Raw genomic sequence first — 18,280 nt, forward strand, 5'->3', positions numbered from 1 at the left:
TATTTCCGGACTCAACCAGAAGGACGTTTCTTTCGATGACGACACTGACCACCCCACCCCTGGCGCCGCTGCTGGAGCGCCTGTTCACGCAGGCCGCTGCGCTGTCGCCGGCGGCCGTTCCTGCCTTGGCCGAGCTGTCCGGCGAAGAGCGGGAGCGCCTGATGCGCAGCAAGACCGAGTACCGCAGCTTCTATGCGCAACTGAAGGACTTGCCGCTGGCCGTCTCGCGCGAGACCGGCACGCTGCTCTACATGCTGGCGCGAAGCTGCGGCGCACGCAGCATCGTCGAGTTCGGCACCTCGTTCGGCATCTCGACGCTGCACCTGGCCGCGGCGCTGCGCGACAACGGCGGCGGCCGCCTGATCACCAGCGAGTTCGAGCCGTCCAAGGTGGCGCGGGCGCGCGAGAACCTGGCGGCCGGCGGCCTGGCCGACCTGGTGGAGATCCGCGAGGGCGATGCGCTGCAGACGCTCGGCGTCGACCTGCCGCCGACGATCGACCTGCTGTTGCTGGATGGCGCCAAGGCGCTGTACCCCGAGATCCTGGGCCTGGTCGAAAGCCGCCTGAGGCCGGGTGCGCTGATCGTTGCCGACAATGCCGACGACAGTCCCGACTACCTGGCGCGGGTGCGCTCGCCGCAAGGCGGCTACCTGTCGACGCCCTTCGCCGAAGACGTCGAGTTGTCGATGCGACTCGGGGAGGTGGCGCGATGAACGTCTTCGTCACCGGTGCCACCGGATGGGTCGGGGCGGCCGTGGTGCGCGAGTTGATCGGTGCCGGCCACCGGGTGCTCGGGCTGGCGCGCTCCGACGACAAGGCGGCCGAACTGGCCGCGACCGGCGCGCAGGTCCTGCGGGCGGGGCTGGACGACCTGGAGGTCCTGCGCAGCGCCGCGTCGGTCGCGGATGCGGTGATCCACACCGCGTTCAACCATGACTTCTCCAGGTTCGCCGAGAACGCGGAGCAGGACCGGCGCGCGATCGAGGCGCTCGGCAGCGCGCTGGAGGGCTCGGCCCGCCCGCTTCTCGTCACGTCGGGCCTGGCGGGCATGGCCCGGGGCGCGACCGAATCGGACCTGCCCAGCCCGGTCTCGCCGCGCAAATCGGAAGCGGCTGCCCGGGCGGTGGCGCAGCGCGGCGTGCGCGCCGCGACGGTGCGGCTGGCGCCTTCGGTCCACGGGGCCGGCGACCACGGGTTCATTCCCATCCTGGTCCGGCTGGCGCGGGAAAAGGGCGTGTCGGCCTACCTCGGCGACGGGCAGAACTGCTGGTCGGGAACGCACCGCCTCGATGCCGCGCGCGTCTATCGCCTGGCGCTGGAGCAGGGCGTGACCGAACCCGTCTACCACGCGGTCGCGGACGAGCGCGTGGCGTTCAAGGAGATCGCCGAGGCGATCGGGCGGCGGCTCGGCCTGCCGGTCGAGCCGCGCGAGCGCGAACACTTCGGCTGGTTCGCGATCATGGCCGGCGGGGACATGTCGGTCTCCAGCGCGCGCACGCGCCGTTTGCTCGGCTGGACGCCCAGCGGGCCGAGCCTGCTGGCCGATCTCGACCAGCCCGGGTATTGGGCTGCGTGAGTGGACGAACGCGACGATGAAGGCCGCGTCGATCTCGTGGCGCTTCAGCTTTCGTTGTGCGCAACGGCGATGCGGCGGCGCGTGCGGGCCGTCACGTCGTAGATGTTGAAGTCGCTCATCGTCCTGCCGTAGAGATGCAGGCTGACGGCGCGGGATCGTTCCGCCGGGACGCCCGTGACGTGGATGTGGTCCGGGTTGGGCACGAAGCTGGTGACGGCGCCGTGCCGCAGCAGGATGGTGCCGCCGCGTGCCAGGTCGATGTCTTCGTCGGCACCGCGATCGGGTGACAGCCTCACGTAACTGCGCTCTTCCAGCACGCCCTCGACCACGCCGACGACGCCCCAGCTTCCGTGGTCGTGCACCGGTGTCCATTGGCCGGGAAGCCAGACGATCGCGTACAGCGAGAGGCTGGCATCCGGCGCGTCGTAGACGAGGTTGCGCGCATACCCCGAAGCGCTGCTGCGGAAGTGCTGCGGCTCCAGGAACGTGCCGGCCTGGTCGATCAGGTCCAGCATCAGCGGCGCCAGCGCCAGCACGCAGTCGGCCGGGTCGGGCTGCCGCAGGCTCCGGGCCGTGGCCTGCGCGATGAAGGCTTCGAGGGCAGGGGATGTCATGGGCGGATTGTGCTGCTGGAGCGGCCGGCGGCTCAGTCGGCCAGGTCGTCGATGAGCTCCACCAGCTCGTTGGCACTCCTGGCGCGTGCATCGTCGCCAGCCGCAAGCGGTGCGACGACGTCGCGCATCGCGCGGATGAACGCCCGGACCGCTTGCTGCACGGAAACGCCGCCGTGCACCTCGTGACCGTCTTCCGGAACGAAGGTGCCGCCAAGATCGATCAGCGCCTCCATGGCGGCGCGCTGGGACCATGCGCTTCCATGCTGGAGGATCGGCCCGATCTCGGGCAACACGGCCAGGACGACGGGATAGAACGTGCCTTCATGGTTGCTGCCGAGCGCCCAGAGGAGCCGGTCGCAGGCTTCGTCGGCACTCGACTCGTCGTGGGCATCGCGGAGCGCTTCGAGCGCGGTGTCCACGCTGGTCGGATCGTTCCATTCCGGTTGGGGAAATCGATGGGGCGGCACATCGGCGCTCATTTCCATTCCTTCAGGTGCATCAGGCGGCATGTTGCCACCGCAAGCCATGGCCCGGATCGCGGGGGCCGAACACGACGTGCAGGACACGCCGCCGGCTGCCGCCGCTCGCCTTGGGCGACGCGTGAATCAACAGCGGGCGCATGACGAGCGCGTCGCCTTGCGCGGCGATGCAGGTGAAATCCGGTGCCGTGGCCCGGCCGGCGGCAACCTGGTGGTCGGCGAGGCGGCCGAGGCGATGCGAGCCCGGAACGAGCTTGAGGGGGCCGTCTGCGTCGCCGCAGGGTTCAAGGTGCAGGCGCACGGCGATGAGTTGCCGAAGCAGGTCATCGGGCGCCTGGACGAACAGCGAACCTTCCTTGCGCGACCATCCGCCGAGGCCCGGGCTCTCGACCCTCCCGGCCACGGGAACGCTGAGGTCCTGGTGCGCCGGAACGGACCAGTTGCGAGCGGCAGATTTCTCGAAGTACGTGCATTGGACGGCCACATGGTCGCTCGGGAGCACGGGTGCGATGCCCGGGTGGCGCCGCAGCCGATCGACCAGCGCAGCGCACCACGCCTTGCCCAGCAACGTGCGCGTACCTCCGGAGATGGAGGAAGGCCGAACCCGTCGCGATATGGCTTCGCAGGTCCGGGCGGCCAGCACTGCCGGCACGGTCACGAAGCCGGTCGCATCGAATGCTTCAGCGGTGGGGCTCATGCGGTGTCAACCGGTGCGCCTGCTCGCGCGCGTACTGCGTGGGCGAGCGGCCGACGTGGCGCGAGAAGGCCGCGCTGAACGTGCTGGCGGAGTTGTAGCCGACCCGCTCGGCGATCGCGGCGACGCCGCCTGCGTTGCGGCGCAACAGATCCTTCGCGAGCGCCATGCGCCAGGCGAGCAGGTACTCCATCGGCGCCACGCCCACCGTGCGGCCGAAGCGCTCGAAGAAGGTCGAGCGCGAGAGCGCGGCTTCGCTGGCGAGCTCGGCGACCGTCCAGTCGTGCATCGGGCGTTCGTGCATGACGCGGATGGCGGCTGCGAGGCGATCATCGGCAAGGCCGCGCACGAGGCCCGCCGATGCGTGGGTGCCCGCCGTGGATCGCAGCGCTTCGATGAGCAGAACCTCCAGCAGGCGCGCGAGTATCACGTCGCGCGCGGGCCGTTGCCCGCGCGACTCTTCGCGCACGAGTTGCACGAGCGTGGCCAGCCGCTGCTCGCTGCGAACATGCACGAACTGCGGCAACAGCGAGACCAGCAGCGATGCATCGGGCGAACCGAAGCTGCAGTGGCCCGCCAGCATCCGCAGGTCGACCGGGGCATCCGGCGCGCCGATCCTGAATTCGCCCTGGCCCAGCGCGACGGGCGGTGGCGTCTGGGCGCCCTCCGGCGGCGGCTCGAGGCTGGAGATCGTGATGACGTGGGCCGCGGGGACGAGGGCGAAGTCGCCCGCCAGCAGCTCGATCGGCGCGTGCCCGTCGACCGCGATGCGGCACCCGCCGTCGAGAACCACGCAGTAGAAGGGCTCGCCGGCATCCGAGCGGCTGATGCGCCAGGGGCTGGCCCCGAAGACGAGCTTGGAGAAGCGCGCGCCCGGCTGCAGCAACGTGACCACCTCGGCCAACGGATCGACCATGTCCGGACTATTTCACATGTGATTCGGATTCCGCATTGTAGTGAGTCCGGTCCCGGCGACCTATCGTCGAACCCTCTCCAACACCACCGGAATCCCCATGAAAACCGTCCTGATCACTGGCTGCTCGTCCGGCTTCGGCCTCGAGATCGCCCGCCACTTCCTGGCCCGCGACTGGCAGGTCGTCGCCACGATGCGCACGCCGCGCCACGACGTGCTGCCGTCTGCCGAGCGCCTGCGGGTGCTGGCGCTCGACGTCACCGATGCGCAGGGCATCGACCGCGCCGTGCAGACCGCAGGGCCGATCGACGTGCTCGTCAACAACGCCGGCTTCGGCGTGGCCTCGCCGGTCGAGCTGACCCCGCTGGCCACTGTGCGCGAGGTCTTCGAGACCAACACGTTCGGCACGATCGCCCTGACGCAGGCGGTGCTGCCCCAGTTCCGTCGGCGCGGGGCGGGCGTCGTGGTCAACGTCACGTCGAGCGTGACGCTGAAGGCGCTGCCCTTCATCGCCGCCTACCGGGCGAGCAAGGCGGCGGTGAATGCCTTCACCGAATCGATGGCGCTCGAACTCGCACCGTTCGGCGTGCGTGCGCACCTGGTGTTGCCGGGCCGTTCGCCCGAAACGCGTTTCAGCGACAACGCGCGGCCGCACATGCAGGGTTTCGGGCACGAAGCCTATGCCGAGCAGGCCAGGCAGGTCTTCGCGGGATTGCAGGACGCGACGGCCCCGACGACCCGCGTGCAGGACGTGGTTGAAGCGGTGTGGCGCGCGGCAACCGATCCATCCTGCCCGCTGCGCCTGCCGGCGGGTGCCGACGCGCTGGCGTGGGCCGCCGAGGCGCGCTGACGGCGGCGGTCGCAGCACCGCAGTTTCGGAGAAGCGGCGCAGGAGGGCCGGCGATATAAATCGGGTCCCGAGCAAAGGAGATCCCATGAATCAAGAGATCGAGGCCCCCGGTTCACGCTGGAGTGCGTGGGTGCGGCAAAGCCACCGTTGGCTGTCCATCGCGTTCACGGCCACCGTGGTGGCGAACTTCATCGTCCGCGCACGCGGGGAGCCGCCGGCCTGGGTGACCTACTCGCCGCTGATGCCGCTGTTCCTGCTGCTCTTCAGCGGCCTGTACATGTTCGCGTTGCCGCATGTGGTGCGGTGGCGCGGCGGGCGACGCCTCCAGATCGCATCGACGGGCAACACCCGGCCTCAGCCGGGTTCGCCGTCCGCATAGCGTTCGGCGATGGCGCGGAAGTCGTCACGCCGCCGGTCGAAGGCCGCCACGATGTCGGGATCGAACAGCGTTCCGCTCGCGGCGAAGATCGTGGCCACCGCCTCGTCGTGCGACACGGCCGGCCTGTAGATGCGCGGCGTGACGAGCGCGTCGTACGCGTCGGCCAGTGCCATCAGGCGCGCCGATAGCGGGATGTCGTGGCCGCGCAGGCCATCGGGGTAGCCCGAGCCGTCGAAGCGCTCGTGGTGTGCGAGCACGATCTCCTTCGCGCAACGCAGGAACGCCGCATCGACGCCCAGCCGCTGCTGCGACGCGTCGAGCGCATCGTGCCCGAGCCGGGTGTGCCGCTTCACCCGTGCGAATTCGTCGTCCGTCAACCGGCCGGGCTTGCGCAGGATCGCTTCGGGCACCGTGACCATGCCGATGTCATGCAGCGGAACCGATTGCACGATCAGGTCGATGCCGCGTTCATCCAGTTCGCCGGCGGGAAGCAGCGTCTCGCGCAGGTCCATGCACAGCGATCGCACGTAGTTCTGCGTGCGCAGGATGTGCGCGCTGGTGGTGCCGTCGCGCGTCTCGGCCAGCGAGGCCAGCGCCACCAGCGTCACTTCCTGGATGGACCGCATGTCGCGCGTGCGGCGCACGACCTCCGATTCAAGGTAGGCCGCCTTGTCGCGCAGCACGTCGGCCACCACCTTCAGGTGCAGGTGCGTGGCCACGCGCGCCAGGGCGATGGCCGGGCTGATCGGCTTGGTGATGTAGTCGACGGCACCGAGCAGCAGGCCGCGTTCCTCGTCCTCGGGCCGCGACATCGCGGTGAGGAAGATGACCGGCGTGGTCTGCGTGCGCGGATCGGCCTTCAACCGCGACAGCACCTCGTAGCCGTCCATGCCGGGCATCATGATGTCGAGGAGCACCAGGTCGGGCGGCGCGTCGAAGGCCAGCTGCAAGGCCTTGGCGCCGCTCGCGGCGAGTTGTACGCGGTAACTGTCGCGCAGCAGGTTGGACAGCACGTCGAGGTTCTCCGGCGTGTCGTCCACGGCAAGCACGGTGGGCTTGGAAATCGTCGCAGCGGACATGGCATGTTCCTCCGGCCTGGGCCTGTCGTTCACTCGTGGTCTTCGAAGCGCGACGCGATGGCCAGCACCTGGGCTTCGATGGCCACGAAGGCATCGAGCACGTCGGGATCGAAATGATTGCCGCGCCCCTTGCGCAGGATGTCCATCGCCTCCTGGTGCGAGAAGGCCGGCTTGTAGACGCGCCGGGTGATCAGCGCGTCGTAGACGTCGGCCACCGCCATCAGGCGCGCCGACACCGGAATCTCGTCGCCGGCCAGGCCTTCGGGGTAGCCCGAGCCGTCCCACTTCTCCTGGTGCGAGAAGGCGATCTCGCGGGCAAAGCGCAGGAAGCCGTTGCTGTGGCCGACGTAGCGCTCGACCTCCTGGATGACGTCGCGTCCGTAGACGGTGTGCATCTTCATGATCTCCCACTCGTCGGGGTCGAGCTTGCCGGGCTTCAGCAGGATGCGGTCGGGCACGCCGGTCTTGCCGATGTCGTGCAGCGGTGCCGACTTGTGCAGCAGCTCGATGTTCTGCTCGGTCAGAACCTCGCTGAAGCGCGGATGGTGCTTCAGCGCGTGGGCGAGCGCGGCCACGTAGTTCTGCGTGCGCCGGATGTGGTTGCCGGTCTCGTTGTCACGCGTTTCGGCCAGGCTCGCCATCGCATGGATGGTGGCGTCGCGCATCGTCACGACTTCGGCGGTGCGCTCCTGCACCAGCGATTCGAGCACCGTGTTCTGCTCGCTCAGCACGCGCCGGGCCTGGCTGACGGCAAGCTGGTTGCTCACCCGCACCAGCACGATGGGCGGGGAGATGGGCTTGTGGATGTAGTCGGCGGCCCCCAGCGACAAGCCCTTCTGCTCGTCTTCGACCTCCGCCTTCGCGGTGAGGAAGATCACGGGGATGTCGGCCGTCAGCGCGTCGGCCTTCAGCTGGCGGATGACCTCATGGCCGTCCATGTCCGGCATCATCAGGTCGAGCAGGATCAGGTCGGGTTGCGGCGCCGCTGCCGCGAGCTTCAGCGCCTTGGCGCCGCCGTTGGCGAGCTTGACCTTGTAGTCGTCCTTCAGCAGGTCGGCCAGCAGCGTCAGGTTGTCGGGCGTGTCGTCCACCACGAGGATGGTGCGTCGCGGGGCGCCGTTGGCGCTGGTTGTTGTCATGTTGTCCTCTCCCTCCATGTCGTCCACGGATTCACAGGCTCACCGACTGCAACCGGGTGGCCGAGCGCACGGCATCCAGCGCCAGGTCGAAGTCGTAGCCGTCCAGGGCACGCTGCGTGGCCTGCGCGGCATCCGCGCCGAACGTGCCTGCGAAATCGTACGCCAGCCGGGCGAACCTGGGGGCGGCATCGCCGCTGCATTCCTCCATCAGCGACAGCAGCTCGCGCAGCTCGCCGATCCATTCGGCGAGCGGCCGCGCAGGTGCCGCTGGCGATGCCGCCTGCGTAGCCGGCAAGGCCGCGTCGAGGTTCCGGGCTGCGGTGTCGAGCACGGCCTGCAGCGATTGCAGCAGGCCTTCCAGCGTCGCCCCGTCGCCGCCCTGCCGGAGGGCCGCTTCGGCATCGCCTGCCAGGTGCTGGCCCTGCGCGAGGCCGAGGTTGCCGCACAGGCCCTTCAGCGTGTGGGCCAGGCGCTCGGCCCGGCGCGGGTCGCCCTGCTGCAGGGCCGCGCGGATCTCGGCCGGAACGGCGGGCTGCTCGCTGCGGAAGCGGTGCAGCAGCTTGTGGAGCAGCGCTTCGTTGCCGTTGACGCGACGGCGGGCGGCGACGAGGTCGAAGCCATCGATCGCCCGGAGGCTGCCGGCGGAATGCGAACCGGCGGGCTCGGCCGCCGATGCCTCGCCCGCGAGCTTGGGTGCGAGCCACCGCCGCAGCAGCGCGTACAGCAGCCGGGGCTCGATCGGCTTGGCCATGTGGTCGTTCATGCCGACGGCCAGGCAGCGCTCGCGTTCCTCGCGCATCGCATGCGCGGTCATCGCGACGACGGGCAACGCCGCGAAGCGCGCGTCCTCGCGCAGCAGCCGGGTCGCCTCGTAGCCGTCCATCACCGGCATCTGCAGGTCCATGAAGACGAGGTCGTGGTGGCCCGGCGGCGCGGAATGCAGCCGGTCCAGCGCCTCTTGGCCGTTGTGGGCCACCTCGACGGCGATGCCGGCGGATTCGAGCAGCTCGGTGGCGATCTGCTGGTTGGTGTCGTTGTCTTCGGTCAGCAGCACGCGGGCCGACGCGAAGCGCGGCACGCTGCCCGCATCCACCGGTGCCGCGCCGGCCTCTTGCGGGGCGAAGAGGTCGACCAGCGTGTCGATCAGCGCCGAGCGGCTCAACGGCTTGAGCAGGAAGGCGTCGACGCCGGCCGCCTCGGCGGCGCTGCGCACCTCCTCGCGGCCGAAGGCGGTGACGAGCACCACCTTGAGCGCCTGCGTGGCCGCCGCCTTGGCCTGGGTGGCGAGCTCGATGCCGTTCATGCCGGGCATCTGCCAGTCGGTGAGCAGCAGCTGGAATGCCGCGGGCCCGCTCGACAGCGCCGCCATCGCCTCGCGACCGCCGGACACCGCTTCCACCTGCATCGGCAGACCCTTGAAGGCGTCCAGCAGGATCTCGCGTGCAACAGGGTTGTCGTCCACCACCAGCACGCGCAGCCCGTTCAGCGCCTGCGGCACGACGCGCGGCAGCCTGGCCCGGGCCTCGCTGCGTTCGAGCCAGCAGGTGAACTGGAAGCGGCTGCCCTTGCCGGGCTCGCTGTCGACGCGGATGCGGCCCTCCATCATCTCCACCAGCCGCTTGCAGATGCTCAGGCCCAGGCCGGTGCCGCCGAAGCGGCGTGTCGTCGACCCGTCGGCCTGCGTGAAGGGCTGGAAGAGGCGGACGGTCTGTTCGGCATCCATGCCGATGCCGGTGTCGCGCACGCAGAATTCCAGCTGCACGCGCCCCGCCTGCTCGGCCACGAGCCGGGCCGACAGGTGGATCTCGCCCTGCGGCGTGAACTTGATCGCGTTGTTGACCAGGTTGATGAGGACCTGGCCCAGGCGCAGCGGGTCTCCGCGCAGGCCGCGCGGCACCTCGGCCGGCACGTCGAAGAGGTATTCGAGGTCCTGGTCCTGCGCACGTGCGACGGTCACGGTGGCCAGGTTGGCCAGCACGTCGTCGAGGTTGAAGTCGATCAGCTCCATGTCGAGCCGGCCGGCCTCGATCTTCGAGAAGTCGAGGATGTCGTTGATGATGCCCAGCAAGGCCGTGCCGGCGCCGTGGATCTTCTGCAGGTAGTCGCGCTGCTTGGGCGTGAGCTCGGTGCGCAGCGCCAGGTGAGACATGCCGATGATGGCGTTCATCGGCGTGCGGATCTCGTGGCTCATGTTGGCGAGGAACATCGACTTGGCCTGAGTCGCTTCCTCGGCCACGGCCTTGGCGGCCACCAGCGAGCGCGCATTGGCCTTCTGCGCGCTGATGTCGATCAGCCAGGCCAGCAGGCCGCGTTGTCCTTCGTATTCGTCGGGCAGGTAGGTGGCGAGGATGTCGCGCTGCGAGCCGTCAGGCGCGTGCATGCGCACCTCGTAGTCGCGCACGATGCCGTCGCGCTCCAGGATCTCCAGCATGCGCCGGCGGTCTTCGGCGTCGACGTAGGTGTCGGGCAGGTCGGTGCCCGTCAGCCGGATCAGCTCGTGCGTGCGCGGGTTGGCGAAGCGCACCCGCCCCTCCACCGAGATGGCGACGCCGACCGGTGCGGTCTCGAGGATGCGCAGCAGGCGCTCGCGCTCCTGGCGCAGGTCGCTCAGGGCCTGCTTGCGGTCGGTGACGTCGAGCGCGATGGCGATGATGGAGTCGACCTGGCCGGCCTCGTTGCGCAGCGGCGACAGGCTCAGGTCGATCCAGCCGACGTGCCCGTCGCGGTGGCGGTAGCGCAGCATCGCGCGCGCCTGCACCTGGCCGGCCAATGCATCGGCCACCATGGCGCGCATCTGCCCGCGGTCTTCCTCGGCGATCAGGTCGCCGACCGGCAGGGCGGCGAGCTCTTGCTCGCTGTAGCCGAACAGCGCGGCCGATGCGGCGTTGATCTGCTGGCGCGACAGATCGGCGCCGATGTTGACGATGCCCACGGGGGCGTGGTCGAAGATCGCGTGGAAATAGCGCTCGCGGTTGGCGAGCTCGGCGCGCTTGTGTTCCAGTTCTTCGGTGCGCCTGGCCACCTTGGCCTCCAGCGTGGCGTTGGCGCGGGACAGGTCGTCGGTGGCGGCCAGCAGCATGCGCCGCATCGATTCCTGGGCCTGGGCCAGCGTGCCGATCTCGCGCCAGCGTGCCTGGATCTGCACCGGCTGCGTCAATTGCATGCGGCCGATGCGCTCGCTCTCGGCCGACAGCTGCTCGAGCGGGCGCGCGAACTGGCGGGCGATCCAGGCGGCGAGGCCGGCGGCGCTGGCCACCGAGAGCAGGCCCAGCAGCACCAGCAGGGCGAGATCGGTCCATGTGCCGGGGATGAAATCGCTGGCCGGCGCTGCGACGGCAAGCAGCACCTTCTTCTCGCCGAGCGAGGTGCTGTGCACCAACGCATACCAGGCCCGGCCCCCGCTGGTGTAGCGCAGCTCGCCGGCCGGCTCGGCGTCGGCGCGCCAGCGCTGGATGGCCTGGGCCAGCGCGGGCACGCCGATGCCGTCGACCGGCTGGAGCACGTTGGCCTTGATGGCCTCGTCGGACGTGAAACGCCCGGAGCGGGGCAGGCCCAGCACGCGGCCGTCGGGGTGCAGGATCGCGACCATGCCGTCCTGGCCCGCCACCGCCCTGGTCGTGAAGTGCGACAGGTCGAGCAGCTTCACGTCGTGGCTGATGACGTAGCGGCTCCCGTCCGCGCCGCGCCAGCGCGCCGCAGCGGTGATGCCAGGTTCGCGCGTCGTGAAGAAGACGTAGGGGTCGGTCCATCGGATCGCGCCATCGGAGGGGGCGGCCATGGCGGCGGTGAACCACGGGCGCGTGCGTGCGTCGTAGTCGAGTTCGCGCATCTCGACGCGCACCAGTTGCTGCGCTGCATTCCAGTGCAGCCAATAGCTGCGGCGCCCCCATTGCGCCGGATGGGTGAGCCGGTTGACCCAGGTGCCGTCGGCGTTGCGCAGCAGCAGGATCTCGCGGCCGGTTTCGCTGGCCATCAACACCGAGCTGATCTCGGCGTGGTTGGCGATCACGGAAAAGAAGATCTCGTTGAAGCCGAGCAGGTCGTCGAGGTTGGCCTTGCGCTGCCGGCCCCAGTCGAGCGAGGTGCGCAACGTGGTTTCCACGGTGCCGAGGAGTTGCTGCACCCGGCCGTCGAGCTCGGTCGCGGCCTGGCCCATCTGGGCATGCGCCAGGCGGTCGATGGTCGGCCTGAGGACGAGAAGGCCCACGCTCAACGCGAAGGCCAGCAGGATGGTGGCCGCGAGGAGCGAAATGCGGAACACCAGGGCGCGGCGAATGGTCTCGCTGTCGGCACTCTTGTTGGGGCTCTTGTGAGGCTCCGTCACGCTGTGCTCCCTGGCTGCTCAGGCGGTGAGGCGAGTATGCGGCAGCGGCGCCGCGTGTGCCATCTCGAGGCTTCTGTCGGGTCGCCGGGCATCGATGACGTGCCCCCGGCCGTGAGCGACCTGGAGAAGCAGGCCCCCGTCCGGCCACGGACCCCTCCTCGAACGCGAGTCGTCGTCCCGTCAGGTCATTCCTGCGACCCCAGGCCGCTCAGGCCGGGATCGCCAGACGCAGCGCCCGGGCCTTGGCGCGTGCTTCGCTGGCGGACATGCCGTAGACGTCGCGAAACACCTTGCCGAAGTGGCTCGGGTCGTTGAAGCCCCAATGGCTGGCGATCTCGCCAATCTGGCGCGCGGCCAGCGTCTCGCTTTCGAGGTCGCGCCGGCACATGGCCAGGCGACGCTCGCGAATGTGGGTGGAAGCGGTCTTGCCGGAGTCCTCGAAGAGCTTGTGCAGGTTGCGCTGCGTCATGCGGAACGTGCGTGCCAGCGAGGCCACGCCGAGCGACGGGTCGTTCAGGTGGGCCTCGATGTAGCGCAGCACCTGGTCGAGCACGAGCTGCCGCAGGCGCGGCGCCGGCAACGCGGGCTGGTCTCCGAGGCAGAGGCCCAGCAGATCCAGCGTGGCGCCGAGCGCTGCGGGCCGGCTCGATGCCGGCAGTTCGCCGAAGCGCCGCATCAGCGAACGGAAGTGGTCGAAGAACAGGCCCCCGGCGCCATGCCGCCCGTCCATCGGTCGTCCGACCAGGCTGCGCACACGCGGCATGCGGCGCAGCAACTCGTCCTCGGGCACCAGCAGCGACAGCTGGCGCAGGTTGTCGCCCGTCGTGAAGGACAGTGGGCTGGTGCTGTCCCACAGGGTGAACATGCCTTCGGTGAGGTGCAGTTCGCGGTCATCGCCGAAGCGCAGCGTCTCGGCGCCCTGGGCAATCATCACGACGGTGAGGTAGGCCTCGTCGTCGCCTGCGATCTGGGCGCGCCCTCGCGTGCCGCTCACCCGCGCCGATGCGGTGCAGTCGGTGAGCCGCAGGCCGCCGACCCGGTGCTGGTGCATGAAGGCCGGGAAGCGTTCGCAGGCGATGCTGGGGATGTCCCAGCTCAGGTGCGCGTCGACGATGACCTCGCGCCAGGCGTCGAACTGCCGGTTCGGGGGGAGGTCGGCGGTGCACCAGGCCTCGGACGGGACGCACTGGACGTGATCGGGCGGATTCATGGGCTTGCGAGGCAACAACAGGCAGGAGCTTACAAGCCGGTTCGCAGCGATTCACGGCGAAACCTTGATGGAGAGATGACGGCCTGTGCATTTCTGCAACTTGGCGTGGTGCAGGAAGGAATGTTCATTGGTTCGGTTGCGAAAACGAGCAGGTGGCGCGCACCGCCGGACGGCGAATGCCCGTAGGCTGGCTCCGCCTTTCCACGCAGTACGTTCCAAACCATGACCTGCTCACAAACCAAGACCTCCCTGCCGAAGACCTTCCTGATGGCCTCGACCCTGTGCGCGGTGCTGGCCGCCTGCGGCGGCAGCGACGATTCAACGGCCACCCCGGCGACGCCCGCCGCGGCAACTTTTGCCGGCTGCTTCGAGATGACCGAGGGCGTGGCCTACACCGTGACCGATCCGGGTGGCGTCTCCGACGGCGTCTTGATGACCAAGGAGTCGTTCGAGGGCGCCGTGCAGAACGCCGCGGTGAGTTTCAGGGATGCGACCAGCGTGCGCGACGATGTGACCTACTGGTCGCAGGACGCGAACGGCACCCACCTGTCGGGCGGGATCCTCTACGACGCCAACGGCGCCCCCGCCTACAAGGCCGTCCGTTCCGCAGGCTTCACGCTGCCGCTGGCCATGCAAGCCGGCGAATCCAGGACCCTGGACTACACCGAAACGACCACCGCGCTGGCCGGCTCGTCGGCGGGCCAGTCCTCCACGGCGTCGTTGCAGGAGACCTGGACCTTCGAGGGCTTTGAAACCGTGACGCTGGCCGGCAAGACCTTCCCGGACACCTGCCGGATGAAGACGCTGGACGCGGACGCCGCGGCGAACGGCGATGGCCCGTCGACACTCTGGTTTGCCAAGGGATTCGGCATCATCCGCGCCCTCCACACCGACAGCGCCGGTGCGACCGTCGAGGACATCAAGGTGGAGAGCATCACCGCTCAACCCTGAATCGGCGGCACACGCCGGCCTACAGATCGAACTGTGTCGGCATCATCACGACATCGCGGATCGTCATGCCGCGCGGGCGGGTCAGCATGAAGACGACGACCTCTGCCACCTCGCTGGCCTCGAGCAGGCTGCCGGCCTCGCGCGCCTCCTTCAGCTTCTGCGGCGGCCAGTCGGCCAGCAACGCGCTGATGACCGGGCCGGGCGAGATCGCGCCGACGCGGATGCCGTGCTTGAAGACCTGACGCCGCACGGTCTGCACGAAGCAATTGACCGCCCACTTGGACGAGGCATAGACCGGCTCCCACGGGGTCGGGAAGTGGGCGGCCAGGGAACTCGTGACGATGATGTCGCCGGTGCCCCGCGCGATCATGTGGGGCAGCACGTCGTGCACGTTCTTCATCACGACGTTGACGTTCAGGTTCAGCATGCGGTCGATCGCCTGGGTGTCGTTGTCGACCAGGTCGCCGCCGACGTAGAGGCCGGCGTTGGCGTGCAGGATGTCGATCCGGCCCACCTGGTCCAGCACCCGCGGCACCAGGCTCGCGCAGTCCTTCGGGTCGAGCAGGTCGATGCGCAGCGGGATCACGGTGTCGCCGTGCCTGGCGGACAGCGCGGCCAGCGCCGCCGCGTCCCGATCGACCATCACCACGCGCACCCCTGCGGCGAGCAGGGCCTCGGTGCTGGCCAGGCCGATGCCCGATGCCGCGCCCGTGACCACGGCCACCTTGCCTGTCAAATCACTTGCCACGATGGCTGTCTCCTTGGTTGCGGCGACGCCCCCGCGGGCGATCCGGAATGACGCAACGATAGGCCGAGCGGCGACAAGGATCGGTACGGAAACGGGCGGTTCAGATACTTTTCTGCGCGCGGCGCCGACGCGGGCGGCTGAAACCTGGCCGAAGGCACTGGCAAAACTGAAGGCGCTGTGCGAGAAACGCGCTCATTGACGTCTCACTGGCTGGGTGAGCCGGTGCAACCTCTGGAGCGCCATGAACTGCAGCACCGTACCGCATTGGGTCACCGCCCTGTCCTGCATCGCACTGGGCGCCTGCGCCAGCGGGCCCTCGGTGACCACCAACCGCCTCGGCATGCGGATGGTCCTGGTCCCGGCCGGCGAGTTCGTGATGGGCAACGATGCCTCGGTGGAGGAGATGACCAGGCTCTACCCCGCGTACGAACTCAGGCGACTGCAGGACCTGGCGGACGAAGCGCCCGTTCACCGCGTGCGCATCACGCACCCGTTCTACATGGCGCAGCACGAGGTGACGGTGGGCCAGTTCCGCGCCTTCCTTGCGGCGTCGGGCCACGTGCCGGAGTCGGTGGCCGACGGCACCGGCGGCTATGGCTACAACCCCGCCTACGACCCCGCCACCTCGAAACGAGGTGACGCCTTCGAGGGTCGCGATCCGCGCTACTCATGGCAGAACCCCGGTTTCGACCAGACCGACGCGCACCCGGTGGTCAACGTGACCTGGCACGACGCCGTGGCCCTGGCCCGCTGGCTCAGCGCCACCGAGAAACGCCGCTACCGCCTGCCCACCGAAGCCGAGTGGGAATATGCGTGCCGCGCCGGCACGCGCACGCAGTACCACGGTGGCAACGCGCCCGGCTCGCTGGGCGCGGTGGCCAATGTGTTCGATGCCGATGCGGCGGTGAACTGGCCCCGGTGGAAGGCCTTCGCGCTGCCCACCGCCGACGGCTTTGCGTTCACCGCACCGGTGGGCCAGTTCACGCCCAACGCCTTCGGCCTGTACGACATGCATGGCAACGTGTGGGAGTGGACGGTCGACTGGCACGACGACACCTACTACGCCCGCTCGCCGCAGGACGATCCCCAGGGGCCGGCCGAAGGCGGCGTGAAGGTGCGCCGGGGTGGCTCGTGGCACACCTGGCCGCTGTATGCGCGCTGTGCCTATCGCAACTGGAACGCACCGGACACGCGCTACACCTTGGTGGGGATCCGCCTGGTGATGGAGGCGAACTGAAGGGCCCGCACGCAAAAAAGGCCTTCCCCTCTCGGGAAAGGCCTTTCGACAGCGGCGCGGCTTACTTCGCGGCGCCGGTCGCCCGCATCAGTTCGCCGTTCAGGTCACCGTCCAGCGACCAGCTGAAGATGCCACCCAGTCCCTTGGACTTCAGGTAGTTGATCTTGGTCTGGATGACTTCCGGCGTGTCGTAGCTCCAGAAGTTCGTGCCGTCGAACTTGTAGCTCTGCTTCGTGACCGGATGGACCAGCACCGTGCCCGGGGCGTTCTTCAGGACCTTGTAGTCTTCGATGCCCGCCTCGTAGGTGCCGCGTGCAGGGGCGGTGGCCTTCTGGTAGAGGCCGTTGTTGACGTTCGCCACGCCCGTCCAGCCGCGGCCGTAGAACGGCACGCCGACGTTGATCTTGCCCGGCGGCATGCCCGCCTGCAGCAACACGCCGACCGCTTCGTCGATGTTGTAGTACGACGCCACGGTGCGCACGCCCGGCTTCAGCGGATCGTAGTAGTTCGGGCTGGATTGATCCGCATAGAGGTTCGACTGGAAGTCGGTCGGGCCTTGGGGCTCGAAACCGCCGTGGAAGTCGTAGCTCATCAGGTTGACCCAGTCCATGTACGGGCCGTACTGGCCGGGCTCGGTGGCGTCGATCTTGTCCTTGCCCGAGCCGAGTGCGGCGGTCAGCAGGTAGTGCTTGCCGTTCACCGCATCGAGCTGGGTGCGGAACTCCTTCATCAGCAGCGTGAAGTTGTGGCGGTCCGCCGCGCTCACGGTGTTGTACGGCTGGCCGATCACGGCCGGGAATTCCCAGTCGATGTCGATGCCGTCGAACACGCCGGCCAGCACGCCGTCGCCCCCTCGGCCGCTGTACGGCGGCAGGTTGCCCTTGATGTAGATGTTCAGGCACGAGCTGACCAGCTGCTTGCGCAGCGCGTCGGTCTGGGAGGCGGCGGAGAACCACTTCGACCACGTCCAGCCGCCGAGCGAGATCAGCACCTTGAGGTTCGGGTACTTGGCCTTGAGCTGCTTCAGTTCGTTGAAGGAGCCGGCCAGCTTCGCATCCCATGTGGGCGCGGCACCCACCAGGCGCAGCGGGGTGCGGCCGTAGTCGGCCCAGGCATCGCCACCGGTGCCGGCGCTCGGGTCGTTCGGGTTCGTCGCGCCCGGCTCGAGCTTGTCGATGCCTTGGGCGCACTCGTAGCCGCCATTGCGCTGGTAGATGTTCGCGAAGGCGTAGTTGACGAAGGTGAGCGTGTTGGCCGAGCCCGAGGAGATGATGTCGGCGACTTCATAGCCGCGGCCGTACACGCCCCACTGCGTGAAGTAGGAGCCGACCTGGCGTCCGCCGGGTGCCGGCGCCGGGGCAGGGGCGGGCGCAGGCGCCGGTGCAGGAGCTGGTGCGGGCGACGGCGCCGGAGCTGGTGCCGGAGCGGGAGCGGGAGCGGGAGCGGGAGCCGGTGCCGGCGCCGGCGTGCCGGCGCAATTGCCGACGACCGTCCAGGGTTGGCCGCTGCCTGCGGGGCCGCTGTTGGTGGCCGGGTTCTGGTTCTGCGTCCAGTAGTTGGCCTTGTAGTTCACGCCGTTGTAGCTGGCGGTCGAGCCGCCGGTGTAGGTGGCGGAAGCCGTCCACGCGAGGTAGCAGGTGCCGCCCGGGTTGGGCGCGGGGGCTGGTGCAGGCGCGGGGCTCGGAGCCGGTGCGGGCGATGGCGCAGGGGCGGGAGCCGGTGCGGGTGCAGGGGCGCTGCCGTTCGTCGGTGCCCACAAGGACGGCGTGGTCGTCGGCGTCCAGTTGGTGCCCACCCAGGCGGTGTGCGTGACCAGCGCCACATAGTCGCGGCCGCCATAGCTCACCACCGTGCCGACGGTGTAGGTGACGCCTTCGCGCCAGGCGGGCGCGCTGCTGGCCTGGGCCAATTGCACATCGCTGTCCCAGCTGCCCTGCACGCCGAATGCCGACGCGGCCTGGACTTGCCCCCACAAGCTGCCGATCGCGACGGCAACCATGGTCATACCCAATGTCTTCCCCTTCATCTCGGATCTCCTTCGGTTGAGATGCATCTTTCAAGGCGCGGCGACTCTGTTGGGGCACGCA

16 protein-coding genes are annotated in these 18,280 nt (G+C 69.2%); 6 read left to right on the plus strand and 10 right to left on the minus strand.

The genetic code is table 11. The annotated features are described in order from the left end of the window. Positions 1 to 35: 35 nt before the first annotated feature. Positions 36 to 713, plus strand: coding sequence for an O-methyltransferase (locus AC1DYN_RS01540; protein WP_477957326.1), 678 nt, complete (start codon positions 36 to 38; stop codon positions 711 to 713). After that, complete coding sequence (locus AC1DYN_RS01545; RefSeq protein WP_477957327.1) at positions 710 to 1,576, plus strand: SDR family oxidoreductase; 867 nt, start codon at positions 710 to 712, stop codon at positions 1,574 to 1,576. The genes AC1DYN_RS01540 and AC1DYN_RS01545 overlap by 4 nt, the downstream gene beginning before the upstream one ends. A gap of 44 nt (positions 1,577 to 1,620) precedes the next feature. Here AC1DYN_RS01545 and AC1DYN_RS01550 read toward each other — a convergent pair whose 3' ends face one another. Genes AC1DYN_RS01550 through AC1DYN_RS01565 form a run of 4 tightly spaced genes read right to left on the minus strand, consistent with a single transcriptional unit; the run spans position 1,621 to position 4,279 of the window. Next, entirely contained in the window at positions 1,621 to 2,190 is a 570-nt protein-coding gene (locus AC1DYN_RS01550) for a cysteine dioxygenase family protein (RefSeq protein ID WP_477957328.1), read from the minus strand. A gap of 32 nt (positions 2,191 to 2,222) precedes the next feature. After that, positions 2,223 to 2,669 (minus strand): hypothetical protein, encoded by a 447-nt coding sequence (locus AC1DYN_RS01555; protein ID WP_477957329.1) that lies wholly within the window; start codon positions 2,667 to 2,669, stop codon positions 2,223 to 2,225. 19 nt (positions 2,670 to 2,688) lie between these two features. Then, the gene (locus AC1DYN_RS01560; RefSeq protein ID WP_477957330.1) at positions 2,689 to 3,366 is read right to left on the minus strand and encodes a phytanoyl-CoA dioxygenase family protein; all 678 of its coding nucleotides are present in this window, start codon (positions 3,364 to 3,366) and stop codon (positions 2,689 to 2,691) included. Beyond that, complete coding sequence (locus AC1DYN_RS01565) at positions 3,350 to 4,279, minus strand: AraC family transcriptional regulator (protein WP_477957331.1); 930 nt, start codon at positions 4,277 to 4,279, stop codon at positions 3,350 to 3,352. Before AC1DYN_RS01565 ends, AC1DYN_RS01560 begins: the two co-directional genes overlap by 17 nt. Before the next feature lie 97 nt (positions 4,280 to 4,376). Between AC1DYN_RS01565 and AC1DYN_RS01570 the strand changes: the two genes are divergently transcribed. Together AC1DYN_RS01570 and AC1DYN_RS01575 are read left to right on the plus strand one after the other, a co-directional pair. Beyond that, positions 4,377 to 5,126: an SDR family oxidoreductase gene (locus AC1DYN_RS01570; RefSeq protein WP_477957332.1), complete on the plus strand. Its 750-nt coding sequence runs from the start codon at positions 4,377 to 4,379 to the stop codon at positions 5,124 to 5,126. A gap of 85 nt (positions 5,127 to 5,211) precedes the next feature. Beyond that, the gene (locus AC1DYN_RS01575; protein WP_477957333.1) at positions 5,212 to 5,505 is read left to right on the plus strand and encodes a hypothetical protein; all 294 of its coding nucleotides are present in this window, start codon (positions 5,212 to 5,214) and stop codon (positions 5,503 to 5,505) included. Here AC1DYN_RS01575 and AC1DYN_RS01580 read toward each other — a convergent pair. The 4 genes from AC1DYN_RS01580 to AC1DYN_RS01595 all read right to left on the minus strand — a co-directional run bounded on the left by AC1DYN_RS01580 (position 5,481) and on the right by AC1DYN_RS01595 (position 13,257). After that, positions 5,481 to 6,584 carry an HD-GYP domain-containing protein gene (locus tag AC1DYN_RS01580; RefSeq protein ID WP_477957334.1) on the minus strand — a complete coding sequence of 368 codons (1,104 nt, stop codon included), beginning with the start codon at positions 6,582 to 6,584 and terminating at the stop codon, positions 5,481 to 5,483. The genes AC1DYN_RS01575 and AC1DYN_RS01580 overlap by 25 nt on opposite strands. A gap of 29 nt (positions 6,585 to 6,613) precedes the next feature. Continuing rightward, entirely contained in the window at positions 6,614 to 7,723 is a 1,110-nt protein-coding gene (locus tag AC1DYN_RS01585; protein WP_477957335.1) for an HD-GYP domain-containing protein, read from the minus strand. Positions 7,724 to 7,754: 31 nt separating this feature from the next. Next, positions 7,755 to 12,047: a response regulator gene (locus AC1DYN_RS01590; RefSeq protein WP_477957336.1), complete on the minus strand. Its 4,293-nt coding sequence runs from the start codon at positions 12,045 to 12,047 to the stop codon at positions 7,755 to 7,757. 208 nt (positions 12,048 to 12,255) lie between these two features. Further along, positions 12,256 to 13,257 carry an AraC-like ligand-binding domain-containing protein gene (locus AC1DYN_RS01595; protein WP_477957337.1) on the minus strand — a complete coding sequence of 334 codons (1,002 nt, stop codon included), beginning with the start codon at positions 13,255 to 13,257 and terminating at the stop codon, positions 12,256 to 12,258. A 267-nt stretch (positions 13,258 to 13,524) separates the two neighbouring features. On the opposite strand from AC1DYN_RS01595, the gene AC1DYN_RS01600 reads away from it, so the two are divergent. After that, positions 13,525 to 14,208, plus strand: coding sequence for a hypothetical protein (locus AC1DYN_RS01600; protein WP_477957338.1), 684 nt, complete (start codon positions 13,525 to 13,527; stop codon positions 14,206 to 14,208). A gap of 19 nt (positions 14,209 to 14,227) precedes the next feature. Here AC1DYN_RS01600 and AC1DYN_RS01605 read toward each other — a convergent pair whose 3' ends face one another. Beyond that, complete coding sequence (locus AC1DYN_RS01605) at positions 14,228 to 14,956, minus strand: SDR family oxidoreductase (RefSeq protein ID WP_477957339.1); 729 nt, start codon at positions 14,954 to 14,956, stop codon at positions 14,228 to 14,230. Positions 14,957 to 15,197: 241 nt separating this feature from the next. Between AC1DYN_RS01605 and AC1DYN_RS01610 the strand changes: the two genes are divergently transcribed. After that, positions 15,198 to 16,193, plus strand: a complete 996-nt coding sequence (locus tag AC1DYN_RS01610; RefSeq protein WP_477957340.1) for a formylglycine-generating enzyme family protein — start codon at positions 15,198 to 15,200, stop codon at positions 16,191 to 16,193. A 61-nt stretch (positions 16,194 to 16,254) separates the two neighbouring features. Here the strand turns inward: AC1DYN_RS01610 and AC1DYN_RS01615 are convergent, their stop codons facing one another. After that, positions 16,255 to 18,198: a glycosyl hydrolase family 18 protein gene (locus tag AC1DYN_RS01615; protein WP_477957341.1), complete on the minus strand. Its 1,944-nt coding sequence runs from the start codon at positions 18,196 to 18,198 to the stop codon at positions 16,255 to 16,257. Between the last annotated feature and the right edge of the window lie 82 nt (positions 18,199 to 18,280).

The organism is Rhizobacter sp. P2_D12 (assembly GCF_056404395.1).